The sequence below is a fragment of the Paenibacillus sp. J31R30 genome (assembly GCF_059692115.1).
In genome coordinates this window covers 344,671-370,407 of sequence record NZ_JCAUAV010000003.1, presented here as the reverse complement: position 1 = coordinate 370,407, position 25,737 = coordinate 344,671, and the positions used below count along the sequence as shown (strand labels likewise).

The 25,737-nt window shown below is 47.5% G+C and carries 22 protein-coding genes; 4 read left to right on the top strand and 18 right to left on the bottom strand.

Annotated features, from left to right (window positions below):
* Positions 1 to 5: 5 nt before the first annotated feature.
* Positions 6 to 485, bottom strand: a complete 480-nt coding sequence (locus AC58QO_RS13330) for a GNAT family N-acetyltransferase (RefSeq protein WP_497266127.1) — start codon at positions 483 to 485, stop codon at positions 6 to 8.
* 127 nt (positions 486 to 612) lie between these two features.
* Between AC58QO_RS13330 and AC58QO_RS13325 the strand changes: the two genes are divergently transcribed.
* Both AC58QO_RS13325 and AC58QO_RS13320 read left to right on the top strand, forming a co-directional pair.
* A complete protein-coding gene (locus tag AC58QO_RS13325) occupies positions 613 to 1,419 on the top strand; it encodes a GNAT family N-acetyltransferase (RefSeq protein WP_497266125.1) in 807 nt (268 codons plus the stop codon).
* A gap of 35 nt (positions 1,420 to 1,454) precedes the next feature.
* The gene (locus tag AC58QO_RS13320) at positions 1,455 to 2,321 is read left to right on the top strand and encodes an SDR family oxidoreductase (RefSeq protein WP_497266123.1); all 867 of its coding nucleotides are present in this window, start codon (positions 1,455 to 1,457) and stop codon (positions 2,319 to 2,321) included.
* A gap of 227 nt (positions 2,322 to 2,548) precedes the next feature.
* On the opposite strand, the gene AC58QO_RS13315 is transcribed toward AC58QO_RS13320, so the two are convergent.
* The 17 genes from AC58QO_RS13315 to AC58QO_RS13235 form a co-directional block, all read right to left on the bottom strand.
* The gene (locus tag AC58QO_RS13315; protein WP_497266121.1) at positions 2,549 to 3,259 is read right to left on the bottom strand and encodes a YdcF family protein; all 711 of its coding nucleotides are present in this window, start codon (positions 3,257 to 3,259) and stop codon (positions 2,549 to 2,551) included.
* 5 nt (positions 3,260 to 3,264) lie between these two features.
* Positions 3,265 to 3,924 carry an alpha/beta hydrolase gene (locus AC58QO_RS13310; protein ID WP_497266119.1) on the bottom strand — a complete coding sequence of 220 codons (660 nt, stop codon included), beginning with the start codon at positions 3,922 to 3,924 and terminating at the stop codon, positions 3,265 to 3,267.
* 43 nt (positions 3,925 to 3,967) lie between these two features.
* Entirely contained in the window at positions 3,968 to 4,708 is a 741-nt protein-coding gene (locus AC58QO_RS13305) for a peptidylprolyl isomerase (protein WP_497266117.1), read from the bottom strand.
* A gap of 163 nt (positions 4,709 to 4,871) precedes the next feature.
* A complete protein-coding gene (locus AC58QO_RS13300; protein WP_497266115.1) occupies positions 4,872 to 7,424 on the bottom strand; it encodes a transglycosylase domain-containing protein in 2,553 nt (850 codons plus the stop codon).
* 147 nt (positions 7,425 to 7,571) lie between these two features.
* Positions 7,572 to 7,811 carry an RNA chaperone Hfq gene (gene hfq, locus AC58QO_RS13295; protein ID WP_497266113.1) on the bottom strand — a complete coding sequence of 80 codons (240 nt, stop codon included), beginning with the start codon at positions 7,809 to 7,811 and terminating at the stop codon, positions 7,572 to 7,574.
* A gap of 66 nt (positions 7,812 to 7,877) precedes the next feature.
* Positions 7,878 to 8,849: a tRNA (adenosine(37)-N6)-dimethylallyltransferase MiaA gene (miaA, locus tag AC58QO_RS13290; protein WP_497267478.1), complete on the bottom strand. Its 972-nt coding sequence runs from the start codon at positions 8,847 to 8,849 to the stop codon at positions 7,878 to 7,880.
* Positions 8,840 to 9,616, bottom strand: coding sequence for a class I SAM-dependent methyltransferase (locus AC58QO_RS13285; protein ID WP_497266111.1), 777 nt, complete (start codon positions 9,614 to 9,616; stop codon positions 8,840 to 8,842). The genes miaA and AC58QO_RS13285 overlap by 10 nt, the downstream gene beginning before the upstream one ends.
* A gap of 4 nt (positions 9,617 to 9,620) precedes the next feature.
* Entirely contained in the window at positions 9,621 to 11,711 is a 2,091-nt protein-coding gene (gene mutL / locus AC58QO_RS13280) for a DNA mismatch repair endonuclease MutL (RefSeq protein ID WP_497266109.1), read from the bottom strand.
* A gap of 4 nt (positions 11,712 to 11,715) precedes the next feature.
* The gene (locus AC58QO_RS13275) at positions 11,716 to 13,155 is read right to left on the bottom strand and encodes a S41 family peptidase (protein WP_497266107.1); all 1,440 of its coding nucleotides are present in this window, start codon (positions 13,153 to 13,155) and stop codon (positions 11,716 to 11,718) included.
* An 84-nt stretch (positions 13,156 to 13,239) separates the two neighbouring features.
* Positions 13,240 to 15,903, bottom strand: a complete 2,664-nt coding sequence (gene mutS / locus AC58QO_RS13270; protein WP_497266105.1) for a DNA mismatch repair protein MutS — start codon at positions 15,901 to 15,903, stop codon at positions 13,240 to 13,242.
* 354 nt (positions 15,904 to 16,257) lie between these two features.
* Positions 16,258 to 17,727, bottom strand: coding sequence for a putative amidoligase domain-containing protein (locus tag AC58QO_RS13265; protein ID WP_497266103.1), 1,470 nt, complete (start codon positions 17,725 to 17,727; stop codon positions 16,258 to 16,260).
* 135 nt (positions 17,728 to 17,862) lie between these two features.
* The gene (locus tag AC58QO_RS13260) at positions 17,863 to 18,432 is read right to left on the bottom strand and encodes an outer spore coat protein CotE (protein ID WP_497266101.1); all 570 of its coding nucleotides are present in this window, start codon (positions 18,430 to 18,432) and stop codon (positions 17,863 to 17,865) included.
* Between the two features lie 114 nt (positions 18,433 to 18,546).
* Positions 18,547 to 19,506 (bottom strand): aromatic acid exporter family protein, encoded by a 960-nt coding sequence (locus AC58QO_RS13255; protein WP_497266099.1) that lies wholly within the window; start codon positions 19,504 to 19,506, stop codon positions 18,547 to 18,549.
* A gap of 84 nt (positions 19,507 to 19,590) precedes the next feature.
* Positions 19,591 to 20,433: an ABC transporter permease gene (locus AC58QO_RS13250; RefSeq protein WP_497266097.1), complete on the bottom strand. Its 843-nt coding sequence runs from the start codon at positions 20,431 to 20,433 to the stop codon at positions 19,591 to 19,593.
* The gene (locus AC58QO_RS13245) at positions 20,426 to 21,199 is read right to left on the bottom strand and encodes an ABC transporter ATP-binding protein (RefSeq protein ID WP_497266095.1); all 774 of its coding nucleotides are present in this window, start codon (positions 21,197 to 21,199) and stop codon (positions 20,426 to 20,428) included. Before AC58QO_RS13245 ends, AC58QO_RS13250 begins: the two co-directional genes overlap by 8 nt.
* 51 nt (positions 21,200 to 21,250) lie before the next feature.
* A complete protein-coding gene (locus tag AC58QO_RS13240; RefSeq protein ID WP_497266093.1) occupies positions 21,251 to 22,264 on the bottom strand; it encodes an ABC transporter substrate-binding protein in 1,014 nt (337 codons plus the stop codon).
* Positions 22,265 to 23,047: 783 nt separating this feature from the next.
* A complete protein-coding gene (locus AC58QO_RS13235) occupies positions 23,048 to 24,568 on the bottom strand; it encodes a carboxypeptidase M32 (RefSeq protein WP_497266092.1) in 1,521 nt (506 codons plus the stop codon).
* Positions 24,569 to 24,703: 135 nt separating this feature from the next.
* On the opposite strand from AC58QO_RS13235, the gene AC58QO_RS13230 reads away from it, so the two are divergent.
* A complete protein-coding gene (locus tag AC58QO_RS13230) occupies positions 24,704 to 25,027 on the top strand; it encodes an iron-sulfur cluster biosynthesis family protein (protein ID WP_497266090.1) in 324 nt (107 codons plus the stop codon).
* Between the two features lie 51 nt (positions 25,028 to 25,078).
* Entirely contained in the window at positions 25,079 to 25,657 is a 579-nt protein-coding gene (locus tag AC58QO_RS13225; RefSeq protein WP_497266089.1) for a beta-class carbonic anhydrase, read from the top strand.
* Positions 25,658 to 25,737 lie beyond the last annotated feature (80 nt).

Sequence of the window (25,737 nt, the reverse complement as noted above, 5' to 3'; positions counted from 1 at the left end):
TGTTTCTATTTCTTTATTTGTGTCGTCAGGGTTCGATTTAAGGTTAGCATGCCGATAGACGCATAAAAGCGCAGCGCACGCTCATTAAATTCCCAAACATTTAGTTCTAATGATGCGGCATCGCGGTCCCGCGCCCATTGGACAGCTGCTTCATACAGCTTCGTGCCAATCCCTTGCCGCTGATGTGAAGAGGCCACCGCTAACTCATTCAAATACGCATATGTGCGAGGCACCAACGCTTCATAATTTGGACTTTGCTTCATTTCCAGCATGGCCACTCCGACGACCTTAGACCCAAGCTCTGCCACGATGATCTCTTTGTCTGACTTCGCAGAGAAGCTTCGATACCAGCCCATCGCCACAACATGATCTAATCGAGCAAATCGATCTGGCAGTGCCTCCGCATGCTCTTCCTGACCTTCGCGAATGATGGTATTCACAGCTTCATAGTCTTCCAAAGTGGCCGATCGCAAGCGAAATTCCAACGTAGATAACCTCCAAATAATCAAATGTTTGAAAATAATCACAATTTTCACAAGATGAATGATTGAATTTTTATACATTAAAATGTATATTTATGTAATACTTTAAAGGGATGGAGGCATCTTTTTTATGCAAACAGAGCGTGATTTTTTCGAATTACTAGATCGCATAGCAGCAAATACTTGGCCATCAGAAACCTCTTCAATGGTTGACTCCTGGCTCATTAGAGCTTCAAATGGAGTCACCAAACGAGCAAACAGCGTACTCGCCATCGGCGCTTACCCAGATGATGAACATTGGCTATCGCGTGTTGAACAATTTTACCATAGTCATGGGTTACCTGCTATTTTTCATATTAGTCATGCCTCTCCCGAACATTTGGATAACCTCCTACAAGCGCAAGGATATGAAATCGATATCCCTTGCTATATGATGACGGCGGATTGTCAACAGGTCGCTGCTCACTCTCTAGAACGAAAACAGAACCGATACTCTGCGGCGAATTCACTCGACATTGAGATTTCACAAACCTTAACGAAGGAGTGGCTAGATGCGTTCCTCTTCCTTGAACAGTATCCAGAAGAACGTCGGAGTTTCTATCAAGGTTTAAGTGAACGGATGCCCGCACCGAAAGCATTCATCTCATTAAAAGATCAAGGACAAATTGTTGCACTTGGCACAGCGATCGTTGAAGGAGAATGGGCCGGGTTCGTCAATGTCATCGTTCACGAGGAGCAACGCGGTAAAGGTTATGGATATGCTATTCTTCATGCATTAACCGCGTGGAGTATTACACAAGGCGCAACCAAGCAATATTTGCAAGTAATCGCAAGTAACGTTCCCGCAGTCTCAATGTACGAGAAGCTCGGCTATCAAATGAAATATGGCTATCATTACCGTGTGAAGTATGATTTGGCTCCACTTGTATCATCCTAACAAAGTATTTTCTTAGGATGAAAGGAGCCGATTGCATGACTACCACGAAGGAGAAACCCGTTTTTCCGCCACAGCATCAGAACCATCAACCCGGCATTGAATCAGAGATGAATCCACTTCCCGAATTTGAGAAAGCAAGCTATAAGCCTGCTGGTAAGCTAAAAGATAAAGTTGCCATTATCACGGGAGGTGATAGCGGCATCGGCCGCGCCGTAGCCGTCGCTTACGCCAAAGAAGGAGCCGATGTGATTATCGTCTACCTGAATGAAGATAAGGACGCCGCAGAGACCAAACGTCATGTGGAGCAAGCAGGCCGCAAGTGTTTACAGGTTGCCGGCGACATTGGGGATGAGAGCTTCTGCAAGCAAATTATCTCGCAAGTCATTAAAGAGTTCGGAAAACTCGACATTCTTGTCAATAATGCTGCTGAACAGCATCCCCAGAAAAGCATAACAGACATAACATCAGCGCAGCTTGAGCGAACGTTCCGAACGAATATTTTCTCTTACTTCTACATGACGCAAGCCGCCCTTCCCCACTTAAAGTCTGGAAGTGCGATCATTAATACCGCATCGATCACCGCGTATCACGGTCACGAGCAATTAATTGATTATTCATCTACAAAAGGTGCGATTGTCACTTTCACTCGCTCGCTCTCCCTGCAACTGAACGCCAAAGGCATTCGCGTGAATGGTGTCGCTCCCGGGCCCATCTGGACGCCACTGATTCCGTCCACGTTTACTGCACAGGAAGTTGAGGTATTCGGCTCAACGACGCCGATGAAACGTGCAGGACAGCCAAGTGAGTTGGCTCCCAGCTATGTGTTCTTAGCCAGCGATGACTCTTCCTATATGGCTGGGCAAATTCTACATATCAACGGCGGCGCCATCGTGAATGGCTAGATGAGAAAAAGCATGACAGACAGCGGATCTCCCGCTTCTCTGTCATGCTTTTTTTCCACAATAGGAAGTATAAGTTTTCGGTTTCCGAAAACGTCTTACTATTTGGCGATAAAACCTTCCTCTCTCGGGGTCCCCGCAAAGTAATCGGTATATGCTTCAAAGCGTATCTTCACTTTGTGGGGTAGAATAGCGTCGCACTTCGTTGAATGGCCTCGATAGAGGTTTTCTCATTTCAGCCCGAGCTTTAATTGCAGTTTGGTCAAGTACCAATTCGTGTACGCCAATGTTTCTCTCGTTTCATGATAAGGCATGAAAAGCACCTGTGACTTTGTGGATGAAACCAGCGGATCATTGAAACCAAGTGTTTCTGCAATATCTAATGAACGGGAGCCATGAAACTTATGGGTGATGATAATCGTGCTGTCAAGCGACTTCTCATCCATAATTTGCTTACTGAAAAGTAGATTCTCATAGGTGCTCGTCGCCTTGGGCTCAAGGAGAATGCTTGTCTTTGGCAGTCCTTGTTTCACCAAATAGTCCCTCATCCCCTCTGCTTCCGTTAGCTTGGAGCCATTATGGTCCAATCCGCCAGTCACAATGAGCTGCTTAAAACGCCCCTGCTTGTACAAATCCACGGCTAAGTCCAGCCGTTCTTGCAGACCAGGACTAGGAATGTCATTGCGTAGAGAGGCCCCTAGAACAATCCCTACATCTACTTGCTTCGGCAAGGTATGTTGAGGCCCCACCTGCACCTTCCATTGGATAAAAACAATCCAAGCAACCAACAGTGTAAAGGAAATCAAAATGAATTGAAACGTCCTCACGAAGAAACGATAGAACTTGGATGGTGCTTTACCTTTAGATGAGTAGGTTTTCCGCTTAGGTGGCGCGGGTGAGATGGCGCGATTTTTCTTGTTCATGCTAGGCTTTGCCGTCATCCTTCCTACTCCTTATCCAAAAATGCGCTAACTTGCCGAAATAGGACTGGCGCATCCTCGCTCAAACATATTAAATGATCCGATTTGGCGTGCCAATGCAGTTCTCGTTGACCTCTTAGCTTGCTATAAATGTACCTCGCACTTTGGGGATGAATGACTTGATCTCTCTCCGACTGCGCGATTAGCGTAGGCTTATTCACTTGGCTCAGTTCCGGCTTCAGATGTCGGACAAGCCTCGTAAATTGCCAAGTGGCAACAAGTGGCGTTGATTTCCCTTTGATTAGACTGATTTTACGTTGATACTTCCATTCATCACGGAGAACGTTCAGAAGCCTCCCAGGGCTAACATAAATGACAGCCGTATTTAACAGGATAAGTCTCCGAACTGGGTAGCGAACAGATAAATAAGCTGCAAGTAGACCTCCCATTGAAAACCCAACCATATCAAAGGAGCCATGCGTATCTGTCATCCTCGCCGCATGCCATTCCGCTGCCTGCACCCAATCTTCCCATCGTGAAGCGTGTAGCTGATGTCGGCTTTCTCCATTCCATGGAAGGATCGGAACCTCACATAAGTGACCATGCTCACGTAAATGACGAGCTAACGGCTCAACTTCATAAGGTCCACCTGTAAATCCATGGAACAATAGGCACGGTTGTTTCATGAGATCCACTCCTATCCAGCATGAAAGCGTTCTTTATGTTAGTTTATTTTTCTTTGATGGAAATGGTGTTAATGGTTACCTTTTCTTTTGGCTTACTTGGGGAGGAATCTCCACCATTTGGATCTCTTTCCACCGGTGTCTCCGCGATTTTTGCGATAGTAGCCATACCTTCAGCTGTTACTTTTCCGAAAATAGAGTAATTAGGCATCTTGTTCAATGACGCGCAATCCGCACCTGAACAAATGAAAAATTGGCTGCCATTCGTGTTAGGGCCTGAATTAGCCATAGCCACAGTACCTGGTTCGTAAGTGTGAGTGGTCTTCAGCTCATCTGCAAACTTATAACCTGGACCCCCTCTTCCTGTTCCTTGGGGATCACCTGTTTGAATCATGAAGGTTTTGATAATACGATGAAACGTCACGTTGTTATAGAAGCCTTCTTTGGATAAGAAGACGAAGTTGTTTACAGTCTTCGGCGCTTCCTTAGCGTACAGATCAATGGTGAACGTTCCTTTGGACGTGGTTACCTCAGCCTGATACGTTTTGTTCGTGTCAATAATCATGTCAGGAGCCTTGCTCCACTGTTTGCCTGCTGCTGCCGATGTCGATGCAGCCGGTGACGCGGTTGCTGCAGCTGTTGGTGATTTAGTTGCAGTACTTGGGGTTGCCGTGCCGCCAGTCGTTTCTGTTGGCTTATTCCCGCATGCGGATGCGATAAGCGTTAATGTAAGCAAGGAAGCGGTGAGCAGCATTTTGGACTTCATTGATTTGGTGGCTAGGTTCATTGTAGGGTCCTCCAGTTTGAATTTGTTTAAGAAGCGAGCAGGTAGGTGCCTTTTAGCGAGAAAGTGAGACTTTAACGCCCTTTTTGGGCGTTATGGCTTGTCCAGCTCCGGCCGGCCGAAGCCCTAAGGCCCATTACGGGCCTTAAAAGCTCGCACAGCCGCCTTACAAGCCGATCTTCGGCTTGTCGTCAATCGGCTTAATTACCGGCGACGGTGTAGGACTAGGCTTAGGGATAATGGATGGGCTCGGACTTGGGCTAGGCCCCGTTTCCGTTCCATTGCCAGGTTTAATCGTTGCCCCTGGGGATGGCGATGGACTAGGCTTTCCACTCGGTGAAGGGGATGGCGATGCCCCACTACCTGGTGATGGTGACGGTGAAATCGAAGGTGTTGGCGATGGAATTCCACCATTAGGAAGCGAATCATCCTTCGGAATTTCGACTGTAACAACGTTCGACTTCGCACCCGGTGTATTCGAATCCGTCTCAAGCGGTACCACGTAATATTGATACGTTTCTCCGCTATTTATCGTCGTGTCCTCGACGAGTGCTTTAGGTGTTTGAACAATCATTTTCGCTTCAGCCTCAGTCGCGCCTTTGCGGTACACTTCGTAACTTACTTTCTCTCCGAGAGAGGTCCATGCAATTTTAACTCGTTTTGACTCAGGGACATAAGTGGCTGTTACATCTGAGATTCCACTTGGTGGCTCCTTCAAATCCGACACATTCGCTGGCTTAACAAAGTTCGTAATCGGCTTGCCTTCCAAAGACTTCGACATGATTGTCTTGAATAGTGTCGCTGTGCTTCCGCTTCCGACTGTCACATAGTGTTTGGAATCGACCTTATCGAAGCCTTGCCACACCGCTGCAGTCCATTCAGGCGTATAGCCAACGAACCATACATCTCGATCGTACTGTTCAATACCCTTGATATCAAGTCCCGTTGAACCTGTTTTCCCTGCAACCGGACGATTGAACTTCGCTTTCACACCCGTACCGCCAGTCTCAACAACACCCTGAAGCAACAGTGTCATATAGTAGGCTGTGGATGGCTGGATAACTTGCTTTTTCTCCGGCTTATACGCCGCAATTTCCTTGCCTTGCGCGTCTGTAATGCGCAGAATCGCATGCGTTTTATTTTGCGCGCCTTGATTAGCAAAAGCTGTATAGGCTCTAGCCATTTGCAATGGTGATACACCGTCAGTAAGACCGCCTAACGCAATTGCTAAATTCTGATCCTTCTGAGGATTTAAGGTGGTACCTAGCTTATTAGCAAATGCAGTCCCTGTCCCAACACCCATTTTACTTAATAACCAGACAGGAGCCAAGTTGTATGATTTCTTGACTGCTTCGAACATCGTCACTTGCCCATGTGTCTGGCGATCATAGTTTTGCGGTGAATACGAACCGAATGACGTCTGGGTATCATCTAAAATCGAATATGGCGAATAATTCCCACTCTCCAAAGCAGGACCATACACGGCTATCGGTTTAAATGACGAGCCTGGCTGTCTTTTGGCATATACGCGACTGAAACCTTTGGTTTTATAATCCCTGCCGCCGATTAATCCCATGATACCACCTGTTTTATTATCCAAAATAACCGTGGCGCTCTGAATTTTCTGACCATCTGATGCGTCCTTTTGGAAGAAACTCGGATCGGCATACGTTTGCTCAATGGCTTTCTGAGCTTTGATATTCATTGTCGTGTAAATTCGGTAACCTTTGGTCAACAGCTCATCTTCTTCAATGCCATACATATCTTCCGCTTCGTCCACTACATAGTCTACGAAAGAAGCATACTCCTTCGTACCTGAGCTTGCCGTAGCAGGCGCTGCATAATCAACAGCAGCGGCTTTGGCGCGCTCAGCCTCCGTAATGTAGCCCTGGTCCGTCATTAGTCTAAGAACAACTGCTCGCCGTTCTTTTGATAAATCAGGATGCGTTAATGGCGAGTATCGGGAAGGTGCTTTGGGTAAAGCGGCAAGTGTCGCCATTTCCCATACTTCCAAATCGTTCAAATTCGATTTGCCAAAGTAAACCTTGGCAGCGGCCTTAATGCCGTATGCGTTACTTCCGAAGAAAATACGATTCAGATATTTCTCCAGAATTTCATCCTTCGTAAACCGCTCATCGAGCGCAAACGCGATCGACATCTCCGTACCTTTTCGGAAAGCCGTCTTCTCAGAGCTTAAGAATACGTTTTTGGCAAGCTGCTGCGTGATTGTACTTCCACCTTCTACAGCACTCATGTGGATGATATCCGTGACAAGCGCACGACCGATTGCTCTCAAATCAACACCAGAATGTTCATTGAAGCGACGATCTTCCGTGGCGATGAATGCTTGTTTTAAACGCTCTGGAACGTCTTTGATGTTGACACTTTCCCGGTTTTCGCCTCGATATATTTTCGAGATCTCGGTGGCCGGTTTGTCCTTCCCATCCTTATCTTTACCTTCCTCTTGTGCATAAATAAGGGTGGACTCTGTCGTGCTAACGATTTTATCAATATTGGCATCCAAAATTTTAAAGCCGCTCATGATGACAATAATATAAATTCCCATCGCACAGATGACTGCTATAATGGCAGCAATGATGGAGCCCATAATAAGCTTTCGTGCATTGAAGCGTTTCTTCTTGGAGCCTTTATGATTACTCTGTTTGGACTCCCTTGGCTTGGTTTGCGGCGTGGATGGATTTCTAGTAGGTTTATCCATATTCACCAACTCCCTTACGTTTCGTGTCTCTAGGTAGAAAAAGAAACCAACAAAAGAACAACCTTTATTCAAGGTTGCTCCCAAAAGTTTCTATTCGGTTAGACGTTTCAGTCCATTAAAAAGTTGCAAAATGACACGATATACGGATTATTCCGTGCCTTCAGCAGCCGCCATTAGTGAAACAGCACGCTGTGGTGTGAAAGTAGAAATGGCATGCTTGTACACCATTTGCTGACGGCCTTCACTGTCAATGATAATAGTGAAGTTGTCAAATGCACGAATAAGTCCTCTAATTTGAAACCCATTAGTTAAATAAACGGTTACGGGAATGCTTTCTTTTCGCAGCTGATTTAGAAAATTGTCCTGGATATTAATGGTTCGGTTCATCAGTATGTCCCCCTTAATGGAATGAAACTTTCGCCAGACGGCGCTATTTTCTAATGGTGATATTTGTTAATTATATTCTATTTTATGTACAAACTTTCCTGCTAGTATATCACTAATCATTTCGAAATGGGCAGAAAAATTTGCTGTATCTGTAACATCAACCCAATCAATGTCCTTCATATGCCGAAACCAGGACAATTGACGCTTCGCAAATCGGCGTGTATCCCGCTTAAGTAGAGTCACCGCCGCCTCGAAGCTAAGCTCATGCTCCAAATAACTGACAATCTCTTTGTAACCAAGGGCTTGCATTGAAATCGCTGATTTCGGTGTGCCTGCATCCAGAAGCGCCTGTACCTCTTCCACCAAACCCTCCTGAATCATTGCATCGATGCGCTCTTCAATCCGCTGATAAAGCAGCGCTCTATCCATCGTGAGCCCAATAATACATAGTTCGTAGGGAGATTCTTTTTTCTGGGAGGCTAAGTGTGCAGTCATCGTTTCTCCAGATATATGGAAAATCTCGAGCGCACGAATCACACGTCTACGGTCGTTCGCATGCAATCGGTCAGCGCTCGCAGGATCAATCTCACGCAGTTTGCCATGCAAGGCTTCTTCCCCATGCGTATTTGCAAATTCTTCTTGCGCCTGCCGGAACGCTTCATCCATGCTGACATCCGTAAATTGATAATCGTAACAGACAGATTCAATATACAGCCCTGTACCGCCTACGATAAAAGGGAGCTTGCCACGCGAATGAATGTCGTGAATTAACGCCTTTACACGCTCTTGAAACTCTGCTGCAGAAAACGGATACGATGGCTCATGAATGTCAATCAAATGATGCGGGATTAACCGTTGCTCCGCCTCGCTCGCTTTAGCGGTACCAATGTCCATGCCACGGTAAACCTGCATAGAATCACCGGAAATAATTTCGCAATTGAAACGCTGCGCAATTTCCAAGCTGAGCTTGGTCTTGCCAACTGCGGTGGGACCAAGTAGCACGAGTAATTTCGGCTTGGCTGATGGGGCTAACACAATCGAATCACTCCATACGTTGTTTTCGTTGTTGATCGTAATACATGCTCGAACCCGAGCCGGGCAAACTCAGCGCTGTCTCTGCTTTCCTTGAGCACAATACTTTTGCGCGCAACGCGTCTTGCTTCTGCGATGGAAGCCAAACTGACAGCTTCATCGTTCGCACGATGCCGAAGAGGTGAAATCGCATGCGACTCCTCAATCGGACTGCGAAACATGGGATCAAAATACACCACATCTACACTCTGCGAGTCTAACTGCTGTAAATAGGAAAGGTGATGTGTTCGCCTAACCTCAATGCGTCTCATCGCTGCGTTTAGCTCCGGTATTTCTGACTCATACTGCACTAAACCTTCTTGGATCAGCATCGCAGGGATCTCTGCACTCTCCAAAGCTGTGACATGTCCTTCAGAGCCTACGGCATAGGAGAAGACAATTGCATCCGAGGCTAGACCTGCTGTGCAATCTACGACAATGTCTCCGTATGTTGCCCCAGATGCCTCAATGAGTAAATCAGACTCCCCTCGCTGCATCCGTTTGACACGAACGAGAGACATGCTTGGATGGAAAAAAGCTGCAGGTTGATCCTCTTCATAGTACCTGATCTCTTCTCTTGTCACAAGCAGAACAGAATTATCCTTATAATTTCTCCTAAGAAGTTCCAAAGAATACTTCTTACGGGGTACAATTCGGCCACCGTATAAAGCTGATAAGCGTGCGGCCTCCGCCACTAATTCGGTGGACGGACTATACGAAGTTGTCACTAACACAGGGTTACATCACTCGCTTAAACATTTTTTCTAACTCATAGGTCGTAAAGCTGACCACGATCGGTCGGCCATGTGGACATGTATACGGATTTCTACAGCCTGCGAGTCGGTCAATTAACGTCTCCATCTCCAGGATGCTCAGCCCCTGATTCGCCTTAATTGACGCTTTACAAGAGCACATGATCGCCGCCTTCTCTCGCAGCTTGGCAATATCGAGCGCTTTGCGATCCGTGATGATAAGCTCGCACATTTCTTCGACGATGGACTTCTCTTCCCCTGCTGGAAACCAATGCGGATGTGCACGAACAAGGAATGTATTCCCGCCAAAGGCTTCCATATACACACCTGCTTGTTCAAATAAAGCAAGTTTATCCGAAATAACACTAGCTTCCGAAGGCGTAAATTCCAACGTAATCGGGACAAGTAATTCTTGGCTCGCCTCAGCAGGATTGCCAAAACGCTCATAAAAATATTCATAATTAATGCGTTCATGTGCCGCATGTTGATCAATGAGGTACAAACCAGTTTCATTCTGTGCGATCAAATAGGTGCCATGCATTTGCCCAATCGGATCCAATTTCGGAAATGTTGGAAGCTTAGGCGCATCATTATCCTCAGCCGAAGGCATCAAGTCCATGAAAGCCTCATTCGTTCGACGTTGCTGCCCAATCGAAGTGTTTCTATAAGAAGCATCAGCTGCTGGTGTGTAGCCCTGATTGGATGTTGGCGTCCTTTTTGAAGCATAGCTAAAGTCCTTGGACGAACTGCTGCTAGAAAATGGCATAGATGGCGCCTGCTGTTGAATAGGTGAGGCAGTGGCAGAAGTTAACTCCTGACGATAGGCTGGCGTGCTTTCCTTCACTTGCGGCGTCATCCACTGGTTGTCAGGTTGCTGCACAGGACTTAGCTCTTTCAACACATTGGTATTCAAACTCTTATTCGTATCCTCTGAATCCTGATGATCCTTAAAAAACTCCGCATCCAACTCCATGGACGATGGGCTGCGCTTTTCTTTGGGAGGCTCCACGGTACGTGTGAGCTCCAATTGCTCTTGCACGTAAGCGCCTTTTGGCACCGCCGCCGCCTTGACACCCGTAGGAATCAGAACTTGTCTCCCGAATAGCCGCTTCACCTCAGCTTCGATCAACGCCGTTAGCTCCGCTTCCTTACTGAAGCGGACTTCAAGCTTGGATGGATGCACGTTGACATCCACAAGTGCAGGGTCCATCCCGATGTGCAGCGCCGCCACCGGGAAGCGGTTGATCGGCAGCAGGGTATGATACCCCTGCAGCAGCGCTTGATTCAGCGCGAAGTTGCGCACATACCGACCATTCACAATGGTCGAGATGCCGCCGCGATTCGCGCGAGTCATTTCGGGCTTGGCGACGAAGCCCGAGATCGAATAATCCAAGCTTTCCACTTGGATTGGAAGCATTTGCTTGGCAATCGCGGTGCCGTAGATGCCGGCAATGACTTGAAGCAGATCCCCGTTCCCTAACGTTTGGAGCAGCACATTCCCGTTATGTTTTAAGGTGAAAGCAATGCCAGGATGAGCGAGCGAAAGTCGATACAAATAATCCGAAATGTGCCCAAGCTCCGTCTGGATCGTTTTCATATATTTCAGCCTAGCTGGTGTATTGTAAAATAAATCCCGCACCGTCACTTCGGTACCCCGCGATGCGGCTGTTTCTTCCACAGCGCGAATCGTGCCGCCCTCGATGGTGATTTTCCGCCCCAGCCCGTCATTACTCGCACTAGTTACACACTCGAGTCTAGAAACAGACGCGATACTCGGCAAGGCCTCGCCTCGGAAGCCCAGCGTGCGGATCGAAAACAGATCCTTGCTCGTTGCTATTTTACTCGTAGCATGTCGCTGAAAAGCTAATTCACAGTCCTCCAGCGCCATACCCGAGCCATTATCGGACACTCGAATTAAGGCCAAGCCACCCTCTTCAATCGTGACATCAACACGGGTACTCCCCGCGTCAACCGAGTTTTCAACCAGCTCTTTCACGACCGATGAAGGCCGCTCTACCACTTCACCTGCTGCAATTTGGTTCGCAATATGCTCGCTTAAGAGCTGAATTTTACCCATCGACTTAATTCTCCTTTACAGCCTGTATAGAAACATTCTCCCCTTGCTGATTAACCTTCAGCTGTGGAAAATAATCATCAAATAGATCGACATTTACGTAACTCGTGCCGTTTTCAATAATCAGCTTATCCGTTTCAATCGGAAACGCATGCGTTCCCTTGCCATCTGTGATGTCAACGGTCCGATTTGCATTATTCCAAGTAATCTTGGCCCCGATCAGAGCGGCTAGTCCTCGTGCTGAAGCAAAGAACTTGCCATTTTCCTGGAAGCTGCCAAAGCTGTTGCCAACATCAACGCCATTAAACGTGACACCGTGTTTCGTGAAGCTCACATTGATATCTGAAATACCTGTTTCGTGAAGTGCTGTAATGAGCTGTGCCGATACGCCATCAACCTGTAAGTCTGGTGTAATGCCAACTTTGTTCACTTTTCGCATTTTTGGTGTTAAGTATTCTTCAACTGTGACCTTCAATACACTGAGATCTGGAAGCTGGAAGATCTGCTGAACACTTCCTTTTCCATAGGTTTGCATGCCGATCACTTTGGCAACGCCATAGTCTTGCAAGGCACCCGAGAGCACCTCTGAAGCACTTGCACTATTCTCATTCGCTAAAATATAAACAGGAATACCAAGCGGGTTCCCCTCTTGAATAACCACGGGATCATCCACACCATCACGGTCCTGTGTATGAATGAGGATGCCATCTTTGACAAAATGCTTAGCAATGTTACGCGCCGTTTCTAGATAACCCCCGGGATTGTCACGAACATCTAGGATTAACGACTTTAGCCCTTTGGCTTGAAGCGCACTTAGTTGTTTGTCAAATTCTTCATCCGCTTCATCTGAAAAGTCCGTAATTTGCACATAACCAACGCCATTTGTAAAGCTTTTGCTGTACACTTCTGGCGAATTAACAGCTTGGCGAGTAAGTTCGAACGTTATTTCTTTATCCCCGCGCAGTACCGTAACCTTTACTTTGGTCCCTGCGACACCAATAATTTTATTCCGAACCGCGTCTATTGACGTGGTAGAGGCAGGAACGCCATCCACCGCTCTTATATAATCATCAGGCTGCAGCCCAGCAGCTTCTGCTGGCGAACCTGGGATTGTTTTCGACACATACACACCCTTGTCATCGAGCCCAATCACACAGCCAATGCCTTCAAAGCTATTTTCAAGCGTATTCGAAAATTGCCCGTAATCCTGCTCCGTGAAAAGAACCGTATAAGGATCCTTCAACCCTTTAATCATCTGCTCGATACTTTGGTTTGCAAGCGATTCCTCGGTAACGCCGCTCACATGGGTTTGGGCAAGTGTTTTTCTCACTAATATCGTTTGTGTATCCTCTTGTGCCATAGCATTTACAGGCATAACAACAGCTAGTGCGGATGCTAGCGCTAAAGTAGCTTTCAACGTTTTCTTGCTAAGTGGTGAGCCTTTCATGGGCATATCTCCGTTCAATTGAGATCTATTCGTTAGTAAGAAGTTGCTGCTTGCGAGACATTAAGGATGCTGGCATCACTTGGATTACTGTAGTTTTTGCTTCCATTCATACACTAAATTGAGCGCCTGCAATGGCGTCATATTGATGAGATCAATGCCCTTCAACTGGTCGAGCACCAGTTGAGATTTGCCGTCATGCTTCTTCTTGACGGCTACTTCGGCTGGACTGTCCTCCTCGAAGAGGGACAGTTGTCGAATCGGCGCTGCTGCCACTGATTCCATAGCAGCCGCAGTCTCTGCGACCACGGATTCCGTCGTGGTCTTGTGGGCTTGCGGTGCGGGTACCGCCGACGCCGCACGCTCTTCAAAGCCATTCAGCAGCGCATAGGAGCGCTGAATGATCGCGTCGGGCAGCCCGGCGATTTCGGCACAGTAGATGCCGTAACTCGTGCTTGCTGCCCCAGGGATGAGCTTGCGCAGGAAGGTAACCTGCCTGCCGCTTTCTTTCACGGCCATGCAGTGATTGCGCAGATGCACTAGGCTCTCTTCTAGATGTGCGAGCTCATGGAAATGCGTCGACACAAGTGTCTTGCAGCCAATCCGATCGTGCAGGAATTCAATGACGGCCTGTGCGATCGCCATGCCTTCGCCTGTCGAGGTGCCGCGGCCCAGCTCATCAATGATGACAAGGCTTCGACTTGTCGCCTTCTCCGTCATGACCTGGATGTCCATCATTTCGACCATGAACGTACTCTGCCCGCCGATGAGATCATCGGCAGCGCCGATCCGCGTGAAGATCCGGTCCGTGACCGGGATGCGCGCGGAGCTCGCAGGCACGAAGCAGCCGATCTGCGCCATGAGGCAGATCACGGCCACTTGCCGCATATACGTACTCTTACCGGCCATATTCGGCCCGGTAATGAGCAGGATGCGGCCCTGCTCTTGGAGCAGGCTCGTCCCGTTCGCGATGAACGAGCCGTCTTGGATGACAGCCTCCACCACTGGGTGTCGGCCGTCTATGATTTCAAGATCGAAGCCTTCGCCGATCTCCGGCTTGCGGAAGTGATGCGCCGCGCTGACAGTAGCTAGCGATTGATATACATCGGCGGTGGCAATGACCTCCGCCAGCTTCTGCAATCTGGAGATATGCTTCGAAATCCGGTCGCGAAGCTCCGTGAACAGCTCATACTCCAGATCGATCATTTTATCCTGCGCTTCCAGAATAAGCGCTTCTTTCTCTTTGAGCTCTGGCGTCACATAACGCTCAGCATTCGCGAGCGTCTGTTTACGCTCGTAGCGCCCTTCCTGCAGCGCAGACATGTTGGCCTTCGTTACCTCGATAAAGTAACCGAACACTTTGTTGTAGCCGATTTTGAGTGACTTAATGCCCGTTGCTTCACGTTCTTGACGCTCCAGCTCGGCAATCCATTGCTTCCCGTTCTTGCTAGCTTCACGAAGCTGATCTAAATAAGGCTGATAGCCTTCTCGGATCATTCCCCCGTCACGAATCGATACGGGAGGCTCGTCCTCAATCGCATTAGCAATCCAAGACATGACGTCATCACAGACGTCCATGTTGTCAACGAGCTTCCGCAGCGTCTCGGAACCCGATGTGGCACAAAGCTGCTGGAGCATCGGAACTTGCTGCAGAGAATGCTTCAACGCGATCATATCGCGCGCATTTGCATTGCCATATGAGATTCGAGCGACCAACCGCTCCAAATCATAAACTTCCTTCAGCGCTTGCTTCACATCTTCACGCACAATCAATTGATTGTAGAGAAGATTGACAGCCTCTAATCTTTCATCGATACGAGCCACGTTCATCAGTGGCTTCTCGATCCAACGTCGCAGCATACGGGCGCCCATGGCGGTAACCGTTTTGTCCAAAAGCCACAATAACGATCCTTTTTTGGCACGTTCACGAACCGTTTCGACGAGCTCTAAATTCCTGCGAGTGAACGGATCCATCGTCATGAATTGATCTGGCTCATAGATACGAATGTGCTTCACGTGCGTGAGCGCTCTTTTTTGCGTTTCTTTCAGATAAGCAAGCAGCAAGGCTACGCCTTGACGAGTGATGCTGGATAAAGCCGACAACGCGGCATCTTCTGCAAAATGCTCATCAAGTAGAGCCTCATCCGCATGCGTCCACTCCGTTAGCACCATATTTCGGCCCCACGCCGCACCAGACTCACGAATCGTAGTCAACATAGCTTGATTGGTTACAATTTCCGAAGGGTTATACACATTCAACTCGTCTACCACGAGCTCCCAAGAAGGGGGTAATTGCGTTGTATATAGTTCCCCTGTTGAGATATCGCAGGCTGTAAACGCATAGCCATCTTCTTGGTTTACCAAAGATACGATGTAGTTATTGACGGATTCTCCAAGGAGTTTGCTATCCATCACGGTACCTGGTGTGACGATCCGGACAATCTCACGGCGTACAACGCCTTTGGCCTCAGCGGGATCTTCCACCTGTTCACATATAGCGACTTTGTAGCCTTTCTCAATTAAACGGGACATATAATTATCAGCCGCATGATGAGGGACGCCGCACATCGGGATTTTCTCTTCGCCGCCACCTTCACGGCCTGTTAACGTAATCTCTAATTCACGTGACGCATTAATCGCATCTTCAAAAAACATTTCATAAAAATCACCTAAACGAAAAAATAAAAAAGCATCTGGGACCTGCGCCTTCACGGCTAAGTACTGCTGAATCATCGGCGTATATGTAGCCAACTTGTGTTCCTCCAACCTATTCCATATTGAGAAAAACTTCTATCGAAGTCCATCGAGGATGTACGACCGCGTTTTAAATGTTGTTTTTATCGCCAATTAGCAAGACGTTTTCGGGAACCGAAAACTTATACTTTCAAATGTGGTCAAAAGAACTCTCTGAAACTATCATTCTTATTTTCATCCATACACAGAATAGTTGAAGTCATTCTGCTCCCTGCAGGTGAGTAACCTCCAGAAAGCAGAACAACTAGATGAACTACGAAATTCGTGTACAGCCTATGCTTTTATCTTCTTAGACAACCGCCTTGAATTCTGCTAAGACTTCTATGAACCTATGATCCGATAGATAATCTATTATAACATGATTCCTTCCTCAAAAGCTTCTTTACGCACCCCGGGTGCAATTTTCCAAGCGAACCGAATGTCCGCCATTTCATCCCACGAAGCCATAGAGGTGATCTGTAAACGAAGACCTTCCAGCAAGCCTGCATAGACCTCATAACCCTTGAGCTGCTCTAATTCCTTCCAAAGCTTCCCTACCTCATCTTGCAGCCTCCGCTTATCGCCCCTGTAATACGCAGCTTGGATATCTGGTTCTTGCAGAGGCTTCCGCGGCAAGCGCCAGTAATTATTAACAATCAGAGAAGCCAGTGCGAAGACGCCTCGGGTTAAGACCGGAGAGGCTAACCAACTCGGCAGCGTACGGTACTCAAAGCCCCCATGAGACTTCTTGCGGAAGTCGCCAAGATACCCATATCGCGGACGACGACCACGTGTCGATTCGTCTTCAATCAGAATTAGCGGCAACGCAAGGTAATTATCCAGTGCGCGCAGCAGATGCCCATTCATCCAGCAGCGGCTAAAATGAAGATGACCGCCTAGCGGGTAACCCCGCACGGGCATCCCGCCCGAAAGCCAGGCGAGGCTTTCATCGTTGATTTTCCGGGCGGCAAGCCCCATGGTTGCACGCACGTTCTTCATGAGCTGCAGCGGATCCACGTTGGGCTGCGGGCGCAGCTCAGCCAGCGGCAGAATCACGCGATGCCCGCTTAACACGATGGCGTCGCAGCCTACGGCGCCATCTCGGGTTAGGAAGCGGTCGGCGAAGACGACCTTGCCCTGCGGGTTCACGAGCAGGAACTCAGGATCGCAGCCGAGCATTGCGCGTTCTTTCCGATCCAGCTCTTTCGCGAGTGATTGATCATACTGATCAATCGCCTGTGCGAAGAGCTGTACTAGTCTCCCGTTCAGCTTCGGAACGGGATCGACATCCAGCACAAGCGTGTGCCCGCTTGGCGTGATCCCTATGGTGACGAGGCCATAGTCTAAGCCAAGGGCGTAGATCGCTTTGACTGACTCACGGCTCGCTCTGCGCGCGTGAAAGTTGATCTGAGCTGGAACAACTTCTATGTAGGCAGCATTCGTACCCAATTGTCTTTGATGCTGTAAGGACTTCTCCGAAAGCAGGAGCGTCTCCTTTTTCTCATAAATAAGAAGTGTTTGAAGATGAAAGACAGCGACTTTATATTTATGGGTAAAAGGTTCTGGGTCCCTTTTCCCACGTGCTGTGGCGGCCTGTGAGGCCATCGTTTTCATCCCGTGAAGCTGCAGCAGGTCATCCCGCTTACGTCGATTCTGTGCGCGCATGATCGCTTTAATGGGCTGCAGAGCAGGTTGGTGCGGGTATTCATCATGCGCCGCTCCCCAATGAATAATCATCCGACCCTGCCAATTCTCGGGAAGCCTACTCCCACTCGGAATGCGGATGCGTTCTGCGAGCTCAAGTGCATCTTTCTCCTGTGCGTGCAGCAAGAAGGTTTCCAAGCTAACACCCCCTCATATGTACTTCTTCTGGTGCCATACCTACGCAAATGCCCAAATGTGCGAATACAACAAAAAAGAGGGCAAATGCCCTCTGCCGAACCTCTTTAGCCCGCATATAATGGCGTATAAGATCCCCTAATCCAGTTCATCCTCGAGCAGATCGGCGTCCAGATCCTCAAAATCACCATCGCCACTGTCATCGAAATCCATGTGCTTGTCGTCGAAGTCATTGCAGCCGTTGGTGCAAACGACTACACAGACTTTCGTTTCGGCAATGAGCTCAACTTGAAACTCGCGTTCCACCCGAATGACTACGCTGTCGCCGCTTGAAGAGATGCTGGCCTCCACACAGTTCGGCTCTTGCGTTGCGACAGCTGATACTTCGGCTGTCGTCGACTTATGTTTTTTGTCCAAGTAGCTTAGTCCTACGATTTCTACATACGATACGGTTTCTTTTGCTACGTCTGTTTTGGTGTTACGATCGTAAGAATACCAGATGTTGATATCGTAAGTACCAACTACCTCTACGCCCTCTCCAGATGAATGGACAGCCTCGAATTGGTTATTAATAATCCAAGCGCCCAAAATACTGGTTGGAGAATAAGGCGGAGTCACGGTATGACTTACATGAGAAAATTTGCGACCTTTACCGCAGACAGCCTTTGTAATGATCTCTCTGCATTGCAAATCTTTATCTAATGACATCCTTTCAACCTCCTCCATACAATCATTCATTACAAGTGTATGCAGGACAGTAGTCTAGAGTGACAATTATTTTATATTATTTTTGAGATTCAAAAATACTTATATCTGTCAGAGTCAACCCGCTTCCGGACGGTGTTTTTTTTGCTTTTTGGCAATAGATAAGTAGTGCATTAATTCCCTGTTTAGCTGTAAAATCGCTGATCTGACTTCGAATTCTTCTCGACTTCCCGGCAAAGGCATTTCCTTGTAACGGGCGTTCAGCTCTTGTAATTCTTTCTCTGCTTCCCCTGTATAATAGTCTTCCTTCACAGTTTGGCTAATATCTTCGAAGATCGCAGCGACCCATTCTCCTTGCGGTAAGGTTTGGTACACCTGCGCGACAAGATCAATCATTCGGTGAATCGATTCCAGCTGCTCGCCTCTCATGTAGAAATACACACGCCAATAGGAATCCCCGCCAAAAAGTAATGTATTATCCATCGAACGTTTCGCCAAACTCGCTCCGCGTTCAATAACCTCGCTGACTTCCAGCAGCTCCTTGCCATCCCATACCACGGTATTATCCCGAAGATGCTTCGCAATGTTGACAAAAATGTCGGAAAATAAGCCTTCAATTGTTTGCTTATGCGCGGTTAAGGCGCTCTCTGCCTTCGGCATATAAGCAATATTGATCATTGTTGCGGAACCTAATCCAATAACCAACAAAATTAACTCATTGAGCACAGATGCCCAGTCTGCTGATTCATAGGCAAAAAGATGCAGCATCACGACGGCACCTGTGACAGCCCCCTCGGTAATCCGCAGTCGAACTAGAACTGGAAACACGATAAGAATAAACAAACTCACGACCCAAATATGAAAACCGAGCAGATTAAATAAGGCCGAACCGATGAGTAGTGCCAGAATCGAAGCCGCGATGCGGTGAAGGGCACTTTGGATACCTTTCTTCTTCGTCACTTCTATGCCCAGAATTGCAAGAAGCCCCGCTGCGCCAGGCGTATGAACCCCTAATATATACGCCAAATACATCGCGATTATGACGGCCACGGCTGTTTTGAGCACACGAAAGCCCATAGTGTTTTCACCTCTTTACAGGTTTTTCTATGGGCTCATTATTTCATTTTCCATGGAGTGGTGGCAAGCCTTTATCTTCTACTTCTACCGATGCTTCGTTAGTTTCTTCTCTAGGTTGGCTACAAGCTGGTACATCACCGTGGCGACTAAGGCTATAACGAAAAGGGTAGATATGACCAAGGTGAAGTTGAAAACTTGAAAGCCATATATAATTAAGTATCCCAGCCCCTTCTGGGACACTAGAAATTCGCCGACGATGACGCCGATCCAAGCCAAACCTACATTTACTTTTAGCGTAGAAACGATGGTTGGAAAAGAAGCAGGCAGTATCGCTTTGAGAAAAACTTTTCGCTGATTGCCGCCAAAAAGCTTCACGACCTTGACGTAGTTATGATCCACTTCCTTGAAGCTCCCATAGACGACAAGTGTCGTAATAATGACTGTAATCGAAAGTGTTGTTGCGATAATCGAAAGCAAGCCAGGCCCAAAGCCTACGATAAATAAAGGTCCCAGCGCTACCTTCGGCATACTATTCAACACCACAATGTAAGGATCCAGCACCCGCGACAGAAATGGCGACCACCAAATGACCACCGCTAATGCCGTTCCAAAAATCGTCCCCAGGAAAAATCCAATGATCGTCTCTTCTACTGTCACAGCTACATGAGGAAGAAGTGTCCCGTCAAGCAGCTTCTCCCACAGTAGATGGAATACCTTGGTTGGATAACTAAAAAGCAGCACATCGATCCATTTCAAACGTGACGCGAGTTCCCATAGGGATAAAAATAGGAGCAAGATGGCGAGCTGAAGAAGTCGGACCCACTTTGTTTCTCTTTTCATTGCTTTTATAAAACGTTGATGTACTTCCTGCTTTAACTCTTCATTCGGCTGGTCAATTAGGCGGCGCTGCTCACTCTCATTACCCATGCTGCACACCTCCGAACTCCTGCCAAATTTGCCGAAAAAGTATATGAAATTCAGTCAATTCTCTCGCTTCAAAAGGTACGGCTGCCCGTATCGCCTCTGGCATCAGGAAAGACCTGCGAATTCGCCCTGGATTCGGTGCCAGCACGATAATGCGGTCACTCATCGCTATCGCTTCTGAAATATCGTGCGTGACCAAAATCGCTGTTTTCTTCTTTGCGCGCAGCGTCTCTACAACCAAATCTTCGAGTTGCAGCTTCGTTTGGTAGTCCAGTGCCGAGAAGGGTTCATCTAACAGCAGAAGCTCCGGTTCTGTCGCCAAGGTTCGGACGAGTGCCACTCGCTGCCGCATCCCGCCTGACAGCTGTGCGGGGTAGTAATCTTTGAAGGCCAGCAGACCCATCTCTTCCAATAAGTGAAGCGCCCCCTGCTTCTTCTCTTTCGTCAGCGTGCCGGCGATTTCCAAGCCCATACAAGCATTAGCTTCAATCGTTCGCCAAGGAAATAAGTAGTCCTGCTGCAGCATGTAACCTACTTTAGCCGATGGCCCCTGCACGTGATTGCCTGCCACTATGATCTGCCCAGACGTAGGTGGGAGGAGTCCCGCGATGATCGATAAGAGCGTTGTTTTGCCACAACCGCTAGGACCAATCAGACTGACGAATTCGCCTTTCGCAATGTCGAACGAAATTCCTTGAAGGGCGAGCGTGGCTCGCTCCTCTGTTACGTAAACCTGTGTGACATCTTCAACCTGCACAGCTGTGTCCATGGCGCCTAGCCTCCTCTTGTCAACATCTACAATGACTCCTATTGGCTGTTCTTATTTCTTCACAGTTGATTTGGCTTTTTCCGCAAATGAATTATTCACTAACTTGCTCCAAGCGACTTTCTCTTTCAGTTCACCAGCTGATGTCATGACATCGAGCAGATTATTCCATTCTTGTTCATCCACAATGCCATCCGTGGCGAAGGAGCCTTGATCCTTATACCGTTTCACGACATTTTTCACAATTGCGACATCGATATCTTTAAAATAAGGCAAGACCGCTTCCGTTATCTCATCTACGCTTTTCGCGGCAACCCACAGCTGTGCTCGTTGAATCGCATTCGTAAACTTCTGAACTGTGCCTGGGTTCGCTTTGATGAAGCTTTGCTTCGACATAAACACGGTATACGGCAGATGTCCGCTCTCTACACCGAAAGATGCAAGCACATACCCTTTGCCCTCTTTCTCAATGATCGACGCTTGCGGCTCGAAAAGCTGCACATATTCCCCTGTTCCTGAAGCATACGCCGAAACAATGTTGGCAAAATCAATGTTTTGGATCAGCTGCAAATCCTTCTGCGGGTCGATGTTGTGCTTCTTCAGCGTGAACTCGCCTGCCATTTGCGGCATGCCGCCTTTACGCTGCCCGAGGAAGACTTTCCCTTTGAGGGCATTCCAATCCAACTTATCCACCTTGGTACGAGCAACTAGGAAAGTTCCATCTGTTTGCGTTAGCTGCGCAAAGTTGATCACGGGATCATCCGAGCCTTGCTGAGAAACGTAGATGGATGTTTCCGATCCTACTAGTGCGACATCAATGGCATTCGAGAGCAGCGCGGTCATCGTTTTGTCGCCGCCTGGCGTTGTTGTCAGCTCCACGTCGAGCCCCTCATCCTTGAAAAACCCCTGCGATAACGCCACATATTGCGGCGCATAGAACAAGGAACGCGTCACCTCACCAATGCGCACCTTTGTTGTTTCTTCCGTTTTCGTTCCGCACGCAGAAGCGATTAAGCTTAAGAGCAGAACAACGGACAGTGTGAATCCCCATCTTTTTCGATTGTTCATAGGACGTCCCTCCGATTCAAATTGTAATGTATCGTATGCAAGAGCCCAGACGTCGGTTAACGGTTCTTCCAGAAAAGCTATTGAAGCTGATAAAATTTGGGATTAATGACGAAGAAGCTCCTGTGTTTGTGTTCGATCACAACTAAAGGTTGGTTTAGTAGCTCGGCTTTCGAGGTGATTGCAGTGCGAATTGTCGGCTTACTATGTGCAAAATGCAAATGTGCAACCTTTTGATGCAATGAAGTAGCAAATGAAAAATAAGTGCGAAAGTGCAACTATTTTTCAATAATTCGCTCAAAATGGAATGAAATCACGAAAAAGAGTGCCTTTTTGCATCAATTTTACTTAAATGGACGAAATGTGCTGTTAAAAGATGCCTATTTGCAACTTTGACGCGGAGGTTGGGGGGAACTGTTGAAGCAGAGCTGGACGATTGAGGGGGAATAGTTTGTTGGCGTTAGGCTAGTCGGTTGAGGGTAGGATAGTTTGTTGGTGCTTGGCTGGACAATTGAGTGGGAATAGTTTGTTGGTGATTGGCTGGCACGGTTGAGTGTGGGATAGTTTATTGGTGCTTGGCTGGGTGGTTGAGGGTGATGAGGTAGATAGCGAATTGGGTGTGAGACTTATACATTTCACGCAGAAGGGTAGCTAATTTGTTGCGAGTCAAGTAATTTCGTCGCGAGAATGGCAGTTTAGGAGCTGACAGATAAGTTGCAAAACGAAAAAACAGCCCCCACGACGAAACAATTCGTCGTAGAAAGCTGTTTCACTCACAAATACCGACTAAATCCCATACACTTCCGAATACTTCTCTTCCAGATAAGCCACGAGATATTCCGGATTTAACGGCTCGCCAGTGACTTGCTGAATGATTTCGTTCGGTGTCAGTAATTTACCGTGCTGGTACACCTTCTCCGTCAGCCACTCTTTGATCGGTGCTAAGTTGCCTTCGGCAATTAGGCTGTCAAAGTTAGGCAGCTCTTTGCGCAACGTGTTCGTGAATTGCGCCGCGTACATGTTCCCAAGCGCGTATGATGGGAAATAACCGAATGCGCCGCCGGACCAGTGCACATCCTGCAGGACGCCTTCGCCGTCATTCGGTGGCGTAACACCCAAATACTCCTCGTATTTGGCATTCCACGCCGCAGGTAAATCCGCTACAGCAATTGTGCCGCTGAATAAGCCTTTTTCGAGCTCGTAGCGAATCATGATATGTAAGTTGTACGTAAGCTCATCCGCTTCAATACGGATCAACGACGGCTCAATATGGTTAATGGCACGGTAGAAATCATCTACACTGACATCATCAATTTGCCCGCTGAATGTCGACTGAAGCTCGCTGTAGTAACGGTCCCAGAATTGTTTGCTGCGGCCAATGACATTTTCCCAGAAGCGGGACTGTGACTCGTGAATCCCCATGGAAGTACCTGAGCATAGATTGGTTCCAACAAGATCAGTGGAAATGTTTTGCTCATACAGCGCATGCCCACCCTCATGAATGGTTCCGAACAAAGCCGAGGTAATGTCATTCGGCAAATAACGCGTCGTAATACGCACATCTCCTGGGTTCAGTGCCGTAGCAAAAGGATGCACGGTTTCATCCAAGCGGCCTGCTTCAAAGTCGTATTGCATTTGTTTCAAAATGGAAAGCGAGAATTGCTTCTGCTTGCCAATATCAAATTGTTGGTCTAAAAATGTACGATTCGGCTGATTCGCTGAAGCCGCGATCCGCCCAAGCAGTGGAACTGCTTTTTCACGCAAGGTACCGAATACCTCATCCAGCTTATCAACTGTCATCCCTGGCTCATACATATCCAGCAAGGTGTTATATTTATGCCCTTCATAGCCCCACAGTTCAATAAACTCCTGCGTTGCCGCCACGATTTTCTCCAAATATGGCTGAAAAGATGCCCAATCCGAATTATGCTTTGCGCCTTCCCAAGCAGATTCAGCTTGCGATGTTAATACGACATAAGCTTGATATTTCTCAGCGGGAATTTTTTTGCTGCGATCGTATTCCTTTTTGCATTCCTGCACCATTTTACGGGAAATAGGATCTAATTGCTCCAGCTCGGCTGGCTGCATGAAAAAATCGACATAGCCGCCCATCTCATCTGACGTGGACATCCGAAATACCTCGGTGGAGAGTTCACCGACAACCTCAGAACGCGTCTCGATTCCTTTTTTCGGAGCACCCGTCCGCATGTCCCAATAAATCAGAGAGATTGCCTCTTCGTACTGCTTCATTTTACGAACATAAGCTTTGAACGATTCCAACTTGGCATTAACAACACCAACACTCATGTGCTCATCTCCTCCCAAATGTTTCAATATTTATCATACTTCCAACGAGGGATAGAATCAAATTTATGGTAGAATAAGAACAAGCCTTGCGATGACAGGCTGTTTTTGTGCAACTAGGAGAGGGAGATGACCCATTTGAACATTACATATACCGATACAGCTAAACACCGATTAGCACCCTATATGGAACAAAGCAACACCTTATTGAAGCTCGTTTTTGATACTGAGGGCTGCGGTTGCTCCGTGAATGGTGTGCCTACCCTGTGGTTGGTTACTACGGCAAATGCCGGGGATGTTACTGCTGTAACAGACACTTTTCCTTTGATTTATAAAGCAAAGGATGAGATCTTTTTCGAAGAGAACATGAAAATCGACTTCCATGAGGGAAATAAATCCTATATACTGAAGAGTAATAATCAAATTTACAATGCAGGAATGAGCTTAGTCGATAAACGATAAAGCTGCACAAACATAGACATGCAGCACATCAACTTACCTGGAGGGAATACCATGTCTTTAATTAATGAGATCTTAAGCTACAACAAGGATTTCGTAGAAACGAAGCAATATCAAGAGTTTCTGACCACAAAATTTCCAGACAAACGAATGGTTGTCGTCACGTGTATGGATACACGCTTAGTTGAATTGCTGCCTAAGGCCATGAATCTTCATAACGGGGATGCCAAAATTTTAAAAAATGCCGGTGCCATCGTCTCTCACCCCTTCGGCAGTCTTATGCGCAGTATTATTGTCGCAGTTTATCAGCTGGATGCTGACGAAGTTTTCGTTATTGGGCACTATGATTGCGGTATGACAGGACTTAACTCGGAAGTCGTCATTGCCAATGCGAAGGCCAGAGGCATTTCCGACGATGTCATTGAAACATTGGGACATGCAGGTATCGACCTAAAGCGTTGGCTGACGGGTTTCAATCATGTGCGTGAGGGTATTGAGAAAAGCGTTAATATTATTCGAAATCATCCTTTACTTCCCAAAAACTTACCCGTTCACGGTCTGATCATTGACCCGGAAACAGGTCGATTAGATCTCGTAGATGCGGCATATCCACCATCTCCTGAGCTGCTATAGCGCAGCGTTTGGGTAATAGCAAGAATAAAAAAGAGTAGATCCAGTTACTTACTGGACCTACTCTTTTTTTCATTTTACCG

Coding starts and splice junctions, on each gene's coding strand:
- AC58QO_RS13305 (WP_497266117.1), bottom strand. CDS start 4,708: ATGAACCTAGCCACCAAATCAATGAAGTCCAAAATGCTGCTCACCGCT.
- AC58QO_RS13300 (WP_497266115.1), bottom strand. CDS start 7,424: ATGGATAAACCTACTAGAAATCCATCCACGCCGCAAACCAAGCCAAGG.
- AC58QO_RS13245 (WP_497266095.1), bottom strand. CDS start 21,199: ATGGACACAGCTGTGCAGGTTGAAGATGTCACACAGGTTTACGTAACA.
- AC58QO_RS13235 (WP_497266092.1), bottom strand. CDS start 24,568: ATGAGTGTTGGTGTTGTTAATGCCAAGTTGGAATCGTTCAAAGCTTAT.
- AC58QO_RS13260 (WP_497266101.1), bottom strand. CDS start 18,432: ATGTCATTAGATAAAGATTTGCAATGCAGAGAGATCATTACAAAGGCT.
- hfq (WP_497266113.1), bottom strand. CDS start 7,811: ATGAACCGAACCATTAATATCCAGGACAATTTTCTAAATCAGCTGCGA.
- AC58QO_RS13275 (WP_497266107.1), bottom strand. CDS start 13,155: ATGAAAGGCTCACCACTTAGCAAGAAAACGTTGAAAGCTACTTTAGCG.
- AC58QO_RS13250 (WP_497266097.1), bottom strand. CDS start 20,433: ATGGGTAATGAGAGTGAGCAGCGCCGCCTAATTGACCAGCCGAATGAA.
- AC58QO_RS13320 (WP_497266123.1), top strand. CDS start 1,455: ATGACTACCACGAAGGAGAAACCCGTTTTTCCGCCACAGCATCAGAAC.
- AC58QO_RS13240 (WP_497266093.1), bottom strand. CDS start 22,264: ATGAACAATCGAAAAAGATGGGGATTCACACTGTCCGTTGTTCTGCTC.
- mutL (WP_497266109.1), bottom strand. CDS start 11,711: ATGGGTAAAATTCAGCTCTTAAGCGAGCATATTGCGAACCAAATTGCA.
- AC58QO_RS13315 (WP_497266121.1), bottom strand. CDS start 3,259: ATGACGGCAAAGCCTAGCATGAACAAGAAAAATCGCGCCATCTCACCC.
- AC58QO_RS13325 (WP_497266125.1), top strand. CDS start 613: ATGCAAACAGAGCGTGATTTTTTCGAATTACTAGATCGCATAGCAGCA.
- AC58QO_RS13255 (WP_497266099.1), bottom strand. CDS start 19,506: ATGGGCTTTCGTGTGCTCAAAACAGCCGTGGCCGTCATAATCGCGATG.
- AC58QO_RS13225 (WP_497266089.1), top strand. CDS start 25,079: ATGTCTTTAATTAATGAGATCTTAAGCTACAACAAGGATTTCGTAGAA.
- AC58QO_RS13310 (WP_497266119.1), bottom strand. CDS start 3,924: ATGAAACAACCGTGCCTATTGTTCCATGGATTTACAGGTGGACCTTAT.